This is a genomic window from Endozoicomonas sp. 8E, assembly GCF_032883915.1.
In the GTDB taxonomy this organism is placed as follows: domain Bacteria; phylum Pseudomonadota; class Gammaproteobacteria; order Pseudomonadales; family Endozoicomonadaceae; genus Endozoicomonas_A.
Window position 1 is genome coordinate 5,792,959 of sequence record NZ_CP120717.1, and the last position, 14,174, is coordinate 5,807,132.

Here is a 14,174-nt window from a genome sequence, read left to right on the forward strand (position 1 = left end):
TTTTTAAGCCTGAGGTATGTTCAGGTACAGGCTCAACATCAGGGTCAGACTGGTCATGACATCCAACACAGTGGTCATGACTTTTGTACCCGCTGATGGCGTGGAGGACTGGTTAAAAGGAGGAACAGATGTCGAATTGTCTGTCAGGTTGGTCATGACACCCAACACAGTCGTCATGACTTCTGTACCTGCTGATGAAGTGGAGGTCACGTCATAAGGAGAAACAGAGGGCGAATTGTCTGTCAGGTTGGTCATGACACCCAACACAGTCGTCATGACTTTTGTACCTGCTGATGAAGTGGAGGTCACGTCATAAGGAGAAACAGGGGGCGAATTGTCTGTCGGGTTGGTCATGACACCTAACATAGTCGTCATGACTTCTGTACCTGCTGATGAAGTGGAGGTCACGTCATAAGCAGAAACAGAGGGCGAATTGTCTTTCAGGTTGCTCATGACACCCAACACAGTCGTCATGACTTCTGTACCTGCTGATGAAGTGGAGGTCACGTCATAAGCAGAAACAGAGGGCGAATTGTCTGTCGGGTTGGTCATGACACCTAACATAGTCGTCATGACTTCTGTACCTGCTGATGAAGTGGAGGTCACGTCATAAGCAGAAACAGAGGGCGAATTGTCTGTCAGGTTGGTCATGACACCCAACATAGCCGTCATGACTTCTGTACCTGCTGATGAAGTGGAGGTCACGTCATAAGGAGAAACAGAGGGCGAATTGTCTGTCAGGTTGGTCGTGACACCCAACACAGTCGTCATGACTTTTGTACCTGCTGATGAAGTGGAGGTCATGCCATAAGGTGAAACAGAGGACGAATCGACTGTCGGGTTGGTCATGACACCCAACACAGTCGTCATGACTTTTGTACCTGCTGATGAAGTGGAGGTCATGCCATAAGGTGAAACAGAGGACGAATTGACTGTCAGCAAAACTGATGAGTTAAAGTAGAATTGACCCTCGACGTTGGTGAGTCCACTTAAAGCACTGGCTGTGGAATTCTCGATGGGTGTCCAGATATTCACAATCCGGGAAAGTGTAAGTGGGCCGACAGTTGCCATGCTTGCATTCACGGATCTTTCGCACTTATCTGCCAGTGATAATGGATCTGCGGCTTTAATGCTGTATTCATGCTGCTGTTGTCGCCAGAGTTTGACTGCCTGAAAGTGGTTGCAAGCGAGGGCCAGCTTAACGATTCCTTTGATATCTAAAGCTGTATTTTTTACCCGGATCTGATTGCCCGCAAGATTATAAACAGGAGGTTCTTCATTGGTATCCGAATGACCGACAAGAGAGAAACCAAATTTTTCTTTTTTATATACCGGCGACGAAATTTCCCCCCCAATTTCGCCTACATTGTCAATGTCGATCGTGTTTCTAAAGATATCGATACTGCTTCCCGGTCCAATATGTAACTCAGCCACCCACCCCATCTTCCCCTGGAATGTGTTCCCGTTAACGGCGATCCTATGTGACTGGCTTTTGATGGTGGGAAGTTTAATAAATAGCCCTCCATCAGGAATGTAGTCGCCGAGCCACGTACCGATGGTATTACCAGTGACTGTGTTATTGGTGAACATCAGGGCCGGACCCTGGTGTAAATCATTGACAGATGCATCCAGAGGTAGTCTGCAATCAATTCTGACTCCCTCCTGGCAACTGAGATCGAATAGATTGTTTTCTACAATCAGTTTCCGGTTAATACAATGTGCCGAAATAATAGAGCTAATTGGTTTGCGCCCACCAGGTGCAGCTGGCTGGAAAGTAATGTGTCTTATATGGCTGTCTTTTGTTTGATTGAAACTAAAGTAATTATGGGACCCAAACGTGATCATATCTAAATCTCTATACATTGCAAAAGGCGAGATGATGATTTCGTAACCTTCATTTGGAGCCCCGATAATGTCCTGACCATCCTTCAAAACTATTTCACTTTCAATTAGATACACAACCGGGATTTTACCTGGTGAATGGGTAATAACAGGTGGATAAAGCGTTTCACCAGAAGTAGTTTCGGAAGAGAACAATATAACGGTGTCCTTTGGAATCTCATTTAAAAACTTGCCAAAATTTTCTGAAGAGTTGGTTCTGAGAACAATGCACTGTCGTCTGCTAACAAGGTCTTTATAATCGTTTAACCGCTGATGAACCCCTGTCGTCTGACCTTTAAGAGAATCGCATGGTACCGTCAGAGGAGGGGGGCTTGTAGGAATAGAGGCTGTAGGAATAGCGGTTGTAGATTGAGTGATGTTCTGAGCTTGCAGGCTAAGAGTCTTCAGGAGGAATAGAGGAGGGATTAAAAAAGCAAAACAACGCTGAAAATTATTCATTTTCATGATTCCCTGTAAAACGTCTTTAAAGGCCTCAGTGTAGTGCATCATTGTATTTTGAGATTAATCGACGGTTACACGAACCTCCTTTTCCAATGAAACAAAAGAATACCCATCTGAATGAGGCCAAAAATAACCAACGCAATAAGGTCAATACGGGATTGTTGCCAGCCAAGAGAGGTTTTAAGAAGATTTGCCAGTGAATGAGACAAAAGTCAGCCTCCCCTGTTATGGGAGGGTCGACTTAACTAGCTTCAGTGCCAATGACCACCCTATGATGTGATGATCATCCATGGCGATGGCACGTTGAAAATCATTGAACTATGGATGGATAGCTGATTGTTTGCTGTCACTCAAGAGCCCAGACCCACATTATTCTTCTGCAACACCTGCTCAGCACGATAGCTGGAACGGACCAGGGCACCGGCTACGACTTCAACAAAACCTCTTTCCAGGCCCCATTGACGATACTTCTCAAACTCTTGTGGGGTCACGTAGCGCTCAATGGGTAAATGGTTTTTGGTGGGCTGAAGATACTGCCCCAGGGTCAGGATATCGCAATCAATGGCCCTGAGATCATTCATAGTCTCGATGATCTCTTCCTCGGTCTCGCCCAGGCCCAGCATCAAACTGGTTTTGGTGAGTACGTCAGGGCGATATTTTTTGGAGTGGGCCAGAACATTGAGCGTCTGTTCGTAGCTGGCACGCGGGTCACGAACAGGATGTGTCAGTCGTTTAACGGTTTCAACATTTTGGGCAAAAACGGCAATACCACTGTCGACCACCGTTTCAACATCAGCCAGAACACCGAGAAAATCCGGTGTCAGTGCTTCAACGTCGGTTTCAGGATTGACTTCCTTTACGCGTTTTACGACGGCGGCATAGTGACCGGCACCGCCATCTTCCAGATCATCACGGTTAACAGAGGTCAGAACCAGGTATTTCAGGTTCATCAGTTTTACGCTGTTGGCCGTATGGTCTGGCTCATCTTTATCCAGCCAGCCTTTGGGGTTACCAGTATTCACCGCACAGAAGCGACAGGCACGGGTACAGACATCGCCCATCAGCATGATAGTGGCGGTACCGGAACTCCAGCATTCATTAATGTTGGGGCACATGGCTTCTTCACAAACGGTACTCAGCTTGTGCTCATGAACCGTCCCTTGGACTTCTTTGAACTTACTGCCGTACCTGGGCTTGATTCTCAACCACTCCGGCTTGCGCATAAAAGGCTGAACCGCTTCCTCGGAGCGATTGCTGGCTTTGATGCCATTCTTAATGGCGGTAATGCCTTTTTCATTGACGAATTTCTCGCCACTCTGAATAGTAACAGCCGGAATCTGGACGGTTGGAATCAGGTTGCTATCGGTCATAGAGTCCCAGTCATATTGGTCAGTTGTACCGGTTTGTGAAGCCGTTCGTTCACTCACTTGAATTTGAAGACAGATTGCTCAGGCCTCTTGAGCCAGATCAGACTCTGTTGCTTCCTTTACTGTGTGAGCCTCATTATACCCAAGTTCCTTCATAAGGCACTCAAGTAAGCGATTGCTCACTTCATCCCATTGTACAGGATTTTGAAATTCCCTGAGCTGGGCGACCTGTAGATCCTTGTAACCGCAGGGGTTGATACGGGTAAAAGGCTCCAGATCCATATCCAGATTGAAACTCAGTCCATGGTAACTTTTCATCTGCCTGAATCGCAGCCCCAGGGCGGCAATTTTTGCCCCATCAATGTAAACGCCGGGAGCATCCGGCCTGGCGCAGGATTCAATACCATAGCTTGACAGTACTTTGATGATGGCCTTCTCAATAGCTGAAACCACCTGCCTGGGACCACTGCCTGAGCGGCGAACATCCATCAGCAGGTAGACCACCAGCTGACCCGGACCGTGATAAGTGACCTGGCCTCCACGGTCCACCTGGACCACAGGAATATCTCCGGGTGCCAGAACATGTTCAGGCTTGCCGGCCTGACCCTGAGTAAAGACAGGATCATGCTCGACAAACCAGAACTCATCAACCGTCTGCTCATCTCTGCGTTCGGTGAACGCTTTCATAGCCTCGAACACTGGCTCATAAGGCCGCCTGCCCAGGTAGCGGATGTTCAGTTTCATCAAAGTACCATTTGCACCCGGCCGGTCGCTTTCAGAGCTTCGAAGATCGCTTTCAGCTGAGGTTCTCCGGTGGCCCGAATAGTCACCATAACAGAAGTGTATTTGCCAGTTCGACTTTCTTTCAGCCGGAAGTTACCATCGTAATCCGAGGCATGCTGCTTGACGATAGCGCAGACAGCTTCCTGAAAATCCACAGCTGCATTACCCACAATACGGATCTCGTAATCGCAGGGAAATTCAATTTTTGGCGCTTCTTGATCGGTCATTTTTTACACTGATGATAAATGAAAGACCTTCAGATTCAGCGAGCCTGAAGGTATGGGTATTTCACTCACTGCTGCCACTGAATGTTCAGGACAGTCCTTTAAAGAACAGCACGATACTATCCCACAGACGTTTGAAGAAGCCACCACGCTCTATTGCAGTCTCTGCTCTGAGAGGGACTTCTTTAATAATCTCATCATCGATAGTCACTTTCAGTGTACCCAGCTGCTGGCCAGCTTCAACAGGTGCTTCAACAATTGGATCGATATCCAGAGTCGCTTTCAGCTTCTTACCCGTATGTCTGGGTACTGTGACAATCAGATCCTTGTCGATGGCGACGTCTACCTGATCCTGAGTACCTTTCCAGACCGGCACAGTTTCAAGTGTTACGCCACCTTTTTTAACATCCACATTTTCGAAGAAACGGAAACCATAGGTCAGCAGTTTCTGCGCCTCCGCAGCACGCTGCTTCTCACCTCTGGCACCCAGGATAACTGTAATCAGACGACGCCCATCGCGCTTTGCGGTTGCCGCCAGACCAAAACCACTGGCCTCAATATGCCCCGTTTTCAGACCATCAACATTAGGGTTAGTCCATAACAAACGGTTTCGGTTAGGCTGACGACGCAATGGCTTACCGGTTTTTTTGTTGGTACCGTATTGATAATACTTCTGAGCATAAAGCTCATAATACTCAGGGTAATCCTTGACGATATGACGAGACAATATCGCAAGATCCATTGCGGTGGAATAATGATCAGGCGCAGGCCAGCCCGATGCATTGACAAAATTGGAGTTAATCATTCCCAGTCGCCCGGCCGTATTGTTCATCAGCTCGGCAAAGGCGTCTTCGCTGCCAGCAATATGTTCAGCGATGGCGACACTGGCGTCGTTACCGGAGACGATGATAATACCTTTCAACAGCTCCTGTACCGGAACCCGCTCACCCACCTCAATGAACATGGTTGAGCCGCCCATTTTCCAGGCTTTTTCGCTGATCACCACTTCATCATCACGATGAATATTGCCAGACGCCAGCTCAACCTCGGCAATGTAAGCGGTCATCATTTTGGTCAGGCTGGCAGGGTGAACAGGGTCATCAGCATTCTCGGAGGCCAAGATCTCTCCGCTGTCGGCATCCATCAATACAAAGCTGTCGGCAGCAATCTTGGGTGCAGCGGGAATCAGGGCAGCGGCTTTAGCCTGAGCTGCGCCGGTGGCCAGAATAAATAGCATGGACACCCATCCGGCTAACCTTTTCAATCGCTCACGGTTGGCCCGGACAGGATTTAATCGTTTGATCATTATAGAAATTAGCTCTGAAATTCACTGTTGTCGGCCATTATAATGTTACCGACTAACGAGTTTAAGAGAAGCATTGAAAATAGAATGTAATGTGTTCATTGCCTGGTCAGTGAAAGTCTGTCAGGCCACGAGAGAATATCGGTCTGGCCGACAAAAAAAGACTGGCTCAAACTACTTCCCGGAAGCCTCAATAACCTCTTCGTAAATCAGGTAAGGCACGTCAAAATCGCCCTCATCCAGCTTCTCAAGGAGTTCTTCAAGATGCTCGATCGTCTGCACCGGCCCAATCCTGACGCGGTAAAAAGGATCTGGCTCCTCTTCCCCTTTCACCACTCTGATATCACTGCCTATGGTCTCAGCCACCTGCCGACGCAATATCTGGGCATAGTGATAATTCTTTAGCGCAGCCAGTTGTACGAAGAGCAGTTGATTATTACCACCCTCAGTAAGTGCTTCATTGCCTTTGGCGGCAGCAAGAGATCTGACATCTATCCCCTCTACCAGCACATCAGTGACTCCTTTATTAGCGAACCCCAGCTTGAGGGCAGCAGCATAGGAGAGGTCTATAATACGATCGCCGTGGAATGGTCCACGATCATTGACCCGAAGTACAACCGACTTGCCATTGTGACTGTTAGTGACCTTGACATAGGAAGGCAGGGGCAAAGTCTTGTGCGCCGCAGTCATACCGTAAAGATCGTAAACTTCACCGTTAGCTGTCTGCTTACCATGAAACTTGGTGCCATACCATGAGGCCTTGCCCTTTTCCTGATAGCCTTTGGCACTCTTCATAGGGGTATAGGTCACGTCATTGAGTTCATAAGGAGAATGCTTGAACCGACCATCATGGGCGACAGGGATAGCATCAGGAATCTGACTGACATCCCTTTTCTCGGTAGGAGGCCCGTCCTCAACGGTGACACAACCGTTTAACAGGAGAAGGGTCAGTCCCAAAAGGCTCCCTGCTACAGATCTTGCTCTGATTATCGATTTCATAGGATATGGTGCTTTAACGTTACCCTGCCTGAGGCCAGGAGCCTGAACGAATATCCGCGAGGCAAAAAAGAAAACCGCTTTTATGACCCAAGCATAAAAACGGTACCTTCATTAATGAACAGGTAGGCTCAGACTATTCAGACTGCTTTCCTGCCAATGTCTTCGCAGACTTTGATGCTGATGTTATATAGCCCGTTTTTACATCTCTTGCTAGCTGATAAACGGCCATTGCATAAAGCTTGCTGCGGTTATAGGTCGTAATGACATAAAAATTATGCATCCCCAGCCAGTACTCCGGCCCCTTATCCCCTTCAAGCTTGATGGCAGCTGCCTTGGCAGTCTCTGGTAAAAGGGCTTCAGGATGCCAGCCAGAACCTTCCAGCTGCTTTAGAGTTTTTTGCGGCCTGACAGAATCAGACACCGCTTTCTCATATTTGGTTCCGGTAACCTTCGCTTTACTGACGATAGGCTTGCCAACTTTCCAGCCATTTTCTCGCAGATAGTTAGCAACGCTGGCAATTGCATCTTCTTCATGCTTCCAGATGTTGGACTGACCATCGCCGGTATAATCTACCGCATAAGCCCTGTAACTGGAGGGCATAAACTGGGGTATACCCATGGCTCCAGCGTAAGAGCCGGTCAGATCTGAAGCATCCAGCTCCTGCTCACGGGTCAGAATCAGAAACTCCTTCAGCTGCTGAGTGAAAAACTTGCTGCGCGGAGGGTAATCAAAACTCAGGGTAGAAAGAGCATCGAGAACCTTAAACCCACCGGTCTGACGGCCATAGTATGTTTCTACACCGATAATGGCCACAATCACATCCGCTGGCACACCATACTCTTTTTCAACTCTGGAGAGCGTTTTCTCGTGAGCCTCCCAGAAATCCACACCAAGGTCTACTCGCTCCGGAGTCATAAAAATCTTTCGGTAATCTTTCCACTCCAGACGTTTCTCAGCAGGTCTGCTGATCAACTCAAGTACTCTTTCAGACTTGCTTGCCTTACCCAGAATGTCTTGCAGTTCCTTACGGGAAAACTGTTCGTTCTTCACCAGATCATCGATGAACGCCTTCACCTCCGGTTGAAGTGCATAGTCAGGCTGACTATCGACTGCCTTTTCAGTACCGGCAGCCGTTACCGATCCTGAAAGAAGACAGCCGCTCAATAATACGCCTGCAGCCATGAGTCGAAATGGCGGCAGTCCTAAAAATTCTTTTACCATTCTTAAGGCCATAAACCCTCCCTGCTACTACTCAAGTGAATGCCGTTAGCTGATATAACTTCATACGGGATAGTGCCTACTCTACAGCAGTCATGAAGAGACAACTAGCATACCGGCCCTGTTTAAGTTAAATGTTGTTTTGCCAATGCAGAAAAACTGATCTATGAAGCTCTCCTGTGAGATTGAAAGGATCTTAAGATATCGTTCCCGGCGGCAGGGACTCACCGGAGAGTCTTCCTGCTTGTCGGAGTCTGATAAGGGAGAAAGAGTTTTGTGAAGGACATTGATCTGATCGGCAGTAGTCGTTGCCCGCAGGGTGTCCTTAAACTGAATGGGCTGCATGACAAACATTCCAGATCATACGAACAACGGGTCGACCCTCATTATAGCTCATGCAGACAGCATCTAAAGTCAACAGAGCCAGCGAGCCTGCATAATAAATCTTTCTGGAGATAACGTACGGATAAAAGCTCTCTCTTTGATTATCGGCTTTGCCCCAGAAATGTTTTATGAGTATGTATCGACATCAACAGACCAAAGCCAGCCATCAGGGTAGCCAGCGAGGTTCCCCCCCGACTCACCAGAGGCAGAGGTACCCCGACCACGGGGAGCAGGCCGCTCACCATACCAATATTAACGAAGATGTAGACAAAAAACGTCAATGTAATACTACCTGCGAGCAGTCTGCCAAACAGAGTCTGAGCCTTCAGCGTTATAAACAGACCTCGACCAATAATCAGCGCATATAATGCCAGAAGAACCAGGCATCCCATCAGGCCAAACTCTTCTGCCAGTACTGCAATAATAAAATCAGTATGACTTTCTGGCAGAAAATCCAGATGCGACTGAGTTCCCAAAAGCCAGCCTTTCCCGTATAGCCCACCCGACCCTATGGCAATTTTTGACTGGATAATATTCCAGCCTGCACCCCATGGATCACTCTGGGGATTGAGAAAGGTCAATACCCGCTGCTTCTGATAATTGAGCATGACAAAATGCCAGAAGCCCCAGATAGAAGGAACAGCCAGCATAATGGCAGAAAAAATCAGCCGCTTCCTCAACCCGGCCAGTAATAATATAAACAGGCCTGAAGCACCAATCAGCAGAGAGGTTCCCAGATCGGGCTGTCTGGCAATCAACACGACCGGAATACCTATCAGAATCAGTACCACCGCAATATCCCTTATAGAAGGCGGCAACTGTCGTTTAGAAAGATAGCTCGCCACCACAATCGGCATAATCAGCTTAATGATTTCTGAGGGCTGAAATCGTATAAAAGGCAATTGAATCCAACGCTGCGCGCCCTTGGAATGAATGCCCATAAACAGCACAGCGATCAAGAGAATGACTCCACCGATATATATCCACGGTGACAACCGCATCAGCAGTCGGGGTGAAACCTGGGCAATGATGATCATTCCAACAAAACCAATGAGCATATAGACAGCCTGTCGAATAACAATGCTCATATCCTGTCCACTGGCACTATACAGAACGAACAGACCAGCTCCACAGACAATGACCACAAACCCTATCAGCATAAAGTCGATATGCAGGCGCTCTGACCAGTCCGGCACCCTGTGAAAGCCCTGTCCTTCATTCAGCTGGCGAACAAAATCCTGGCCGGTCATTGTGCGGTCCTCTTGTTTTCAGCACTGGCTTTCTCCTGTTCGGCCCTGGCGAGTTTGGGAAGCAGATAAAAGTCCATCACCTCCCGTGCTACGTTGGCAGCACCATTGTTGTTCTCCAATACCACAGCCATTGCTATCTGGGGATCTTCAACAGGCGCAAAGGCCACAAAAAGACTATGGTCCCGCTCGAACTCCTTGAGTTTCTCAGCATCATATTCTTCACCCTGAGGAATACTGACCACCTGGGCAGTACCTGTTTTTCCTGCCATTCGATACTTCAGGCCACGACCAATTCGCCAGTAAGCCGTGCCCCGATTGTAACTGACCACTTTTTCCATAGCATCGATGACCAAACCCCAATGCTGGTCGTCCAACTCAATATCCTCTCCCCATTCAGGGCTTTGCAACTCCGGAATGTCTTCCTTCACCAGTCGGGGCTCCACATGTTTCCCCCGGTTGGCAATCAGGGTAACCAGTTCGGCTAATTGCATGGGAGTCGTCAGCATGTAGCCCTGACCAATAATGGCAATAACCGTTTCCCCGGGATACCAGGGCTGACCATAAGCGCCCCGTTTCCACTCTGTTGAAGGCAGCAAACCTGCTCTTTCTTCATGAATATCAATACCGCTGCTGCGCCCCATCCCGAACTGGCTGAGAAAATCATGGAGGCGATCAATCCCCATTTTTTCAGCGACCTTGTAGAAGAAAGTATCGTTGGAACGCAGGATTGCCCGATTCAGATCAATCCAGCCGTCACCCTTACGGTTCCAGTTCCGGAAACGGTGCTCACTGCCCGGGAGTTGGAACCAGCCTTTGTCATAGATTTTGTCATTCTTATCCACCACGTTATTGTCCAGCAGGCCAAGAGCAACCAGTGGCTTGATCGTGGAAGCCGGTGGATACTCACCCAATGTCGCACGATTATAGAGCGGCTTTTCGATATCCGTATTCAGATCATTGAAAGTAGCGTAATCGATTCCGGTCACAAACAGATTGGGATCGAACGCCGGATTACTGACCATGGCCATCACACCACCGGTCTTGGGATCCAGAGCCACCACGGACCCCCTTCTTCCCTGCATTGCCTTAATAGCTGCATTTTGCAGATCGGTATCAATAAACAGCTGCAAATCTTTACCTGGGATCGGATTGACCCGGCTCAGAACCCTGGTCACCCTACCACGGGCATTGACTTCAACTTCCTGATAGCCTGGCTTACCTAACAATACAGGCTCATAAAAACGTTCCAGACCGATCTTACCGACAGTGTATGTGCCGGTATAAAGAGCCGGATCGAGGTTTTTTAACTCACGCTCGTTGATTCGCCCCACATAACCGACGCTATGAGCAAAAGCATCGCTTTCAGGGTATTCACGAACCAGTTCGGCATTAATCTCGACACCCGGCAGGCGAAACTGGTTTACTGCAATCAGCGCAACCTGCTCGTCGTTCAGGCGAAATTTGAGGGGGACCGATTCAAAAGGCCTGCGTCGATTTATCTGCTGCATAAAACGACTGCGTTCAGTCTCGGTAACATTAATTAATCGGGCAATATCATCGAGCAGCTGATCAAGATCTTCTACACGCTCCCGAACAATAGCCAGCGTCTGACTGGAGCGGTTGGTTGCCAGCAATCGGTCATTTCGGTCATAGATCAGTCCCCGAACCGGAGGCACTGTCTGTAAAAGAACACGGTTTTCTTCAGACTGGGTGGCCAATTCATCGTATTGAACCACCTGCAGATAGAAAAGTCTGGAAATCAGCACCATGACCAACAGGATCGTGAAGACCAGCGCTAACCAGACCCGAATGCTGACAATCCGTTGCTCTGCTTTGTGGTCCTTTAAGGTATTCACCGGCATCTGTATAACTGTCTATTTATGATAGGGGTGATTCTTGAGGATACTCCAGGCACGATAGACCTGTTCAGCAACAACTACCCTGACCAGGGGGTGAGGTAACGTCAATGGCGACAGCGACCATCGGAGATCAGCCCGGGCCATCACACTGGGATGAAGCCCTTCTGGCCCTCCGACCATCAGGCTGACATTACGGCCAGAATGCATCCACCCTCCTATATTGTCCGCCAGTTTCTCCGTCGACCAGGGTTTCCCTGTGATTTCCATGGTCAGTATCAAGTCACCCTGCCCGGCTGCCGCCAGCATTTGTCCGGCTTCTTTTTGCTGCAGGCGACTGATGTCAGCTCCCTTGCTGCGCCGATTCAGCGGAATCTCAATCAGATCCAGTTTTAGCTCAGACCCCAGACGACGACTGTACTCCCTGTAGCCTTCATCAACCCACGCTGGCATTTTCGAGCCAACGGAGATCAGACGAACACGCATCAGGACTGCTCGGTAGCCTGCTGTTCCTCGCTGGCCTCCCAGAGGCGTTCAAGATCATAGAATGCACGGGTAGCTGGCATCATAACATGCACTACAACATCACCCATGTCGACCAAAACCCATTCGGATTTTTCCTGACCTTCTGTACCCAGTGGACGGACACCATTTTTCTTGCACTTGTCAATTACATTGTCTGCCACAGACTTCACATGACGGTTGGAAGTACCGCTGGCGATAATCATGTAATCAGTCACGCTGGTCAGCCCAGAAACGTCAAGAGAGGTAATGTCGCTACCTTTCATCTCTTCAATAGCATCAACGACCAGTTGCTTCAGTTGTTCAGATTGCATATATCTCTTTAGAACTCGATAAAAACCAAAAGCCCGAACATGAATTGTACAGGCTTTTGTCATAATTGTTTGCTGATTAAGTACCTAAGTACCTAACCAGTGATTATTATGTACCATCATTAACCGCCACCTTGAGTGATGGCAATTCGTTATTTCCGGATATGACCATCGCCTAATACTACATATTTCCGGGATGTCAGCCCCTCCAGCCCCACAGGACCACGGGCATGAATTTTGTCCGTTGAAATACCAATCTCAGCGCCCAACCCATACTCAAAGCCGTCCGCAAACCGTGTAGAGGCATTGATCATAACAGAGCTGGAGTCCACTCTTCTCAGGAAGTCCCGGCCCCGGGTATAACTCTCGGTGATGATCGAATCGGTATGGTGAGAGCCATAGCGATTAATATGCTCGATAGCTTCATTCATATCAGCGACCAATTTAATGGATAGCACCGGTGCCAGATACTCTGTCTGCCAGTCTTCTTCGGTGGCAGCCAAAGCATCCGGAACCCTGGCACAAACCTCCGGACAGCCTCTCAGTTCAACCCCCAATTTCTGGTAGCGCTGAGCCAGTTCCGGCAGCATATCGGCAGCAACGCCTCTGTTTATCAGCAGGGTCTCCATGGCATTGCATACACCATAGCGGTGAGTTTTGGCATTCACAGCAATGGCCAGTGCTTTCTCCCGATCTGCCAGATCATCAATATAAACATGGCAAATGCCATCCAGATGTTTGATAACAGGCACCCTGGCATCACGACTGATGCGTTCAATCAGGCCTTTGCCACCCCTTGGAACGATGACATCTACATGTTCAGGCATACTGATCAGAGTTCCCACTGCTTCTCGGTCAGTGGTCTCTACCACCTGAACCGCTGCTTCTGGCAAGCCAGCCGATGCCAAACCCTTCTGAATGCACTGGGCAATCGCCTTGTTAGAAGCAATTGACTCACTGCCTCCGCGTAGAATCACAGCATTACCGGATTTCAGACAGAGACTGGCAGCCTCAATGGTTACGTTGGGTCGAGATTCATAGATAATGCCTATAACCCCCAAAGGGACTCGCATTTTACCCACCTGAATGCCACTGGGAACATATTTGAGGTCATCAATCGTACCCACTGGATCAGGCAACGAAGCCACCTGGTTCAGATTCTCGATCATGGTATCAATGCGGGCATCGGTCAGTTCCAGGCGATCCAGCAATGCTGCATCCAGCCCTCGCCCCCGTCCGTTTTCCAGGTCCACAGCGTTAGCTTCACGCAGTAGCGGTCGAGTTGCTTCCAGCTCAGTAGCGATCGCCAGCAGGGCCCTGTTTTTCACGCCCGTATCGGCTTTGGCTACTTCGGCACTGGCTTCCCGGGCCTTTTTGCCCAGTTCATGCATGTACTCTGTTACCTGTTCAGTCACTGCGTGCTCCTTGTTCACCCGACAGAAATCCAGAACATTGTTCAAGGCAGTCACAACATTCGGCTCAACCAGACTTTCCGATTTAGCAAAACAGCTGTTAACCGAACACAACCGTTTTTGTTCAGCCGGGCATTATAACCTGCCGACGGTTATACAGGAATGATGCTATGCCTGCATAGTGCCCCTGGACAGCAAACT

13 protein-coding genes are annotated in these 14,174 nt (G+C 48.9%); all 13 read right to left on the minus strand.

Annotated elements, in window-relative coordinates; translation table 11 throughout:
- Nucleotides 1-3: 3 nt before the first annotated feature.
- The 13 genes from P6910_RS20325 to P6910_RS20385 all read right to left on the minus strand — a co-directional run bounded on the left by P6910_RS20325 (nt 4) and on the right by P6910_RS20385 (nt 13,976).
- Nucleotides 4-2,340, minus strand: coding sequence for a hypothetical protein (locus P6910_RS20325; RefSeq protein ID WP_317143076.1), 2,337 nt, complete (start codon nt 2,338-2,340; stop codon nt 4-6).
- A 353-nt stretch (nt 2,341-2,693) separates the two neighbouring features.
- Nucleotides 2,694-3,713, minus strand: a complete 1,020-nt coding sequence (gene lipA / locus P6910_RS20330) for a lipoyl synthase (protein ID WP_317146574.1) — start codon at nt 3,711-3,713, stop codon at nt 2,694-2,696.
- 78 nt (nt 3,714-3,791) lie between these two features.
- On the minus strand, nt 3,792-4,454 hold the full coding sequence (lipB, locus tag P6910_RS20335) for a lipoyl(octanoyl) transferase LipB (protein ID WP_317143077.1): 663 nt from the start codon (nt 4,452-4,454) through the stop codon (nt 3,792-3,794).
- Nucleotides 4,454-4,720, minus strand: coding sequence for a DUF493 domain-containing protein (locus tag P6910_RS20340; RefSeq protein WP_317143078.1), 267 nt, complete (start codon nt 4,718-4,720; stop codon nt 4,454-4,456). The genes lipB and P6910_RS20340 overlap by 1 nt, the downstream gene beginning before the upstream one ends.
- An 85-nt stretch (nt 4,721-4,805) precedes the next feature.
- Nucleotides 4,806-6,023, minus strand: a complete 1,218-nt coding sequence (locus tag P6910_RS20345) for a D-alanyl-D-alanine carboxypeptidase family protein (RefSeq protein ID WP_317143079.1) — start codon at nt 6,021-6,023, stop codon at nt 4,806-4,808.
- A gap of 171 nt (nt 6,024-6,194) precedes the next feature.
- On the minus strand, nt 6,195-6,977 hold the full coding sequence (locus P6910_RS20350; RefSeq protein WP_317143080.1) for a septal ring lytic transglycosylase RlpA family protein: 783 nt from the start codon (nt 6,975-6,977) through the stop codon (nt 6,195-6,197).
- A gap of 175 nt (nt 6,978-7,152) precedes the next feature.
- Nucleotides 7,153-8,253, minus strand: a complete 1,101-nt coding sequence (gene mltB / locus P6910_RS20355) for a lytic murein transglycosylase B (protein WP_317143081.1) — start codon at nt 8,251-8,253, stop codon at nt 7,153-7,155.
- Between the two features lie 78 nt (nt 8,254-8,331).
- Entirely contained in the window at nt 8,332-8,583 is a 252-nt protein-coding gene (locus P6910_RS20360) for a hypothetical protein (RefSeq protein ID WP_317143082.1), read from the minus strand.
- Between the two features lie 140 nt (nt 8,584-8,723).
- Nucleotides 8,724-9,872 (minus strand): rod shape-determining protein RodA, encoded by a 1,149-nt coding sequence (gene rodA, locus P6910_RS20365; RefSeq protein WP_317143083.1) that lies wholly within the window; start codon nt 9,870-9,872, stop codon nt 8,724-8,726.
- Nucleotides 9,869-11,734: a penicillin-binding protein 2 gene (gene mrdA / locus P6910_RS20370; protein ID WP_317143084.1), complete on the minus strand. Its 1,866-nt coding sequence runs from the start codon at nt 11,732-11,734 to the stop codon at nt 9,869-9,871. Before mrdA ends, rodA begins: the two co-directional genes overlap by 4 nt.
- 12 nt (nt 11,735-11,746) lie before the next feature.
- On the minus strand, nt 11,747-12,214 hold the full coding sequence (gene rlmH / locus P6910_RS20375) for a 23S rRNA (pseudouridine(1915)-N(3))-methyltransferase RlmH (protein ID WP_317143085.1): 468 nt from the start codon (nt 12,212-12,214) through the stop codon (nt 11,747-11,749).
- Entirely contained in the window at nt 12,214-12,564 is a 351-nt protein-coding gene (rsfS, locus tag P6910_RS20380; protein WP_317143086.1) for a ribosome silencing factor, read from the minus strand. Before rsfS ends, rlmH begins: the two co-directional genes overlap by 1 nt.
- Before the next feature lie 149 nt (nt 12,565-12,713).
- On the minus strand, nt 12,714-13,976 hold the full coding sequence (locus P6910_RS20385) for a glutamate-5-semialdehyde dehydrogenase (RefSeq protein WP_317146575.1): 1,263 nt from the start codon (nt 13,974-13,976) through the stop codon (nt 12,714-12,716).
- Nucleotides 13,977-14,174: the final 198 nt, after the last annotated feature.

What these genes read in the sequence shown, in the direction of transcription:
- P6910_RS20360 (WP_317143082.1), bottom strand. Translation starts at nt 8,583, where the DNA reads ATGCAGCCCATTCAGTTTAAGGACACCCTGCGGGCAACGACTACTGCC.
- P6910_RS20345 (WP_317143079.1), bottom strand. Translation starts at nt 6,023, where the DNA reads ATGATCAAACGATTAAATCCTGTCCGGGCCAACCGTGAGCGATTGAAA.
- mrdA (WP_317143084.1), bottom strand. Translation starts at nt 11,734, where the DNA reads ATGCCGGTGAATACCTTAAAGGACCACAAAGCAGAGCAACGGATTGTC.
- mltB (WP_317143081.1), bottom strand. Translation starts at nt 8,253, where the DNA reads ATGGCCTTAAGAATGGTAAAAGAATTTTTAGGACTGCCGCCATTTCGA.
- P6910_RS20325 (WP_317143076.1), bottom strand. Translation starts at nt 2,340, where the DNA reads ATGAATAATTTTCAGCGTTGTTTTGCTTTTTTAATCCCTCCTCTATTC.
- rlmH (WP_317143085.1), bottom strand. Translation starts at nt 12,214, where the DNA reads ATGCGTGTTCGTCTGATCTCCGTTGGCTCGAAAATGCCAGCGTGGGTT.
- rodA (WP_317143083.1), bottom strand. Translation starts at nt 9,872, where the DNA reads ATGACCGGCCAGGATTTTGTTCGCCAGCTGAATGAAGGACAGGGCTTT.
- rsfS (WP_317143086.1), bottom strand. Translation starts at nt 12,564, where the DNA reads ATGCAATCTGAACAACTGAAGCAACTGGTCGTTGATGCTATTGAAGAG.
- lipA (WP_317146574.1), bottom strand. Translation starts at nt 3,713, where the DNA reads ATGACCGATAGCAACCTGATTCCAACCGTCCAGATTCCGGCTGTTACT.
- lipB (WP_317143077.1), bottom strand. Translation starts at nt 4,454, where the DNA reads ATGAAACTGAACATCCGCTACCTGGGCAGGCGGCCTTATGAGCCAGTG.
- P6910_RS20340 (WP_317143078.1), bottom strand. Translation starts at nt 4,720, where the DNA reads ATGACCGATCAAGAAGCGCCAAAAATTGAATTTCCCTGCGATTACGAG.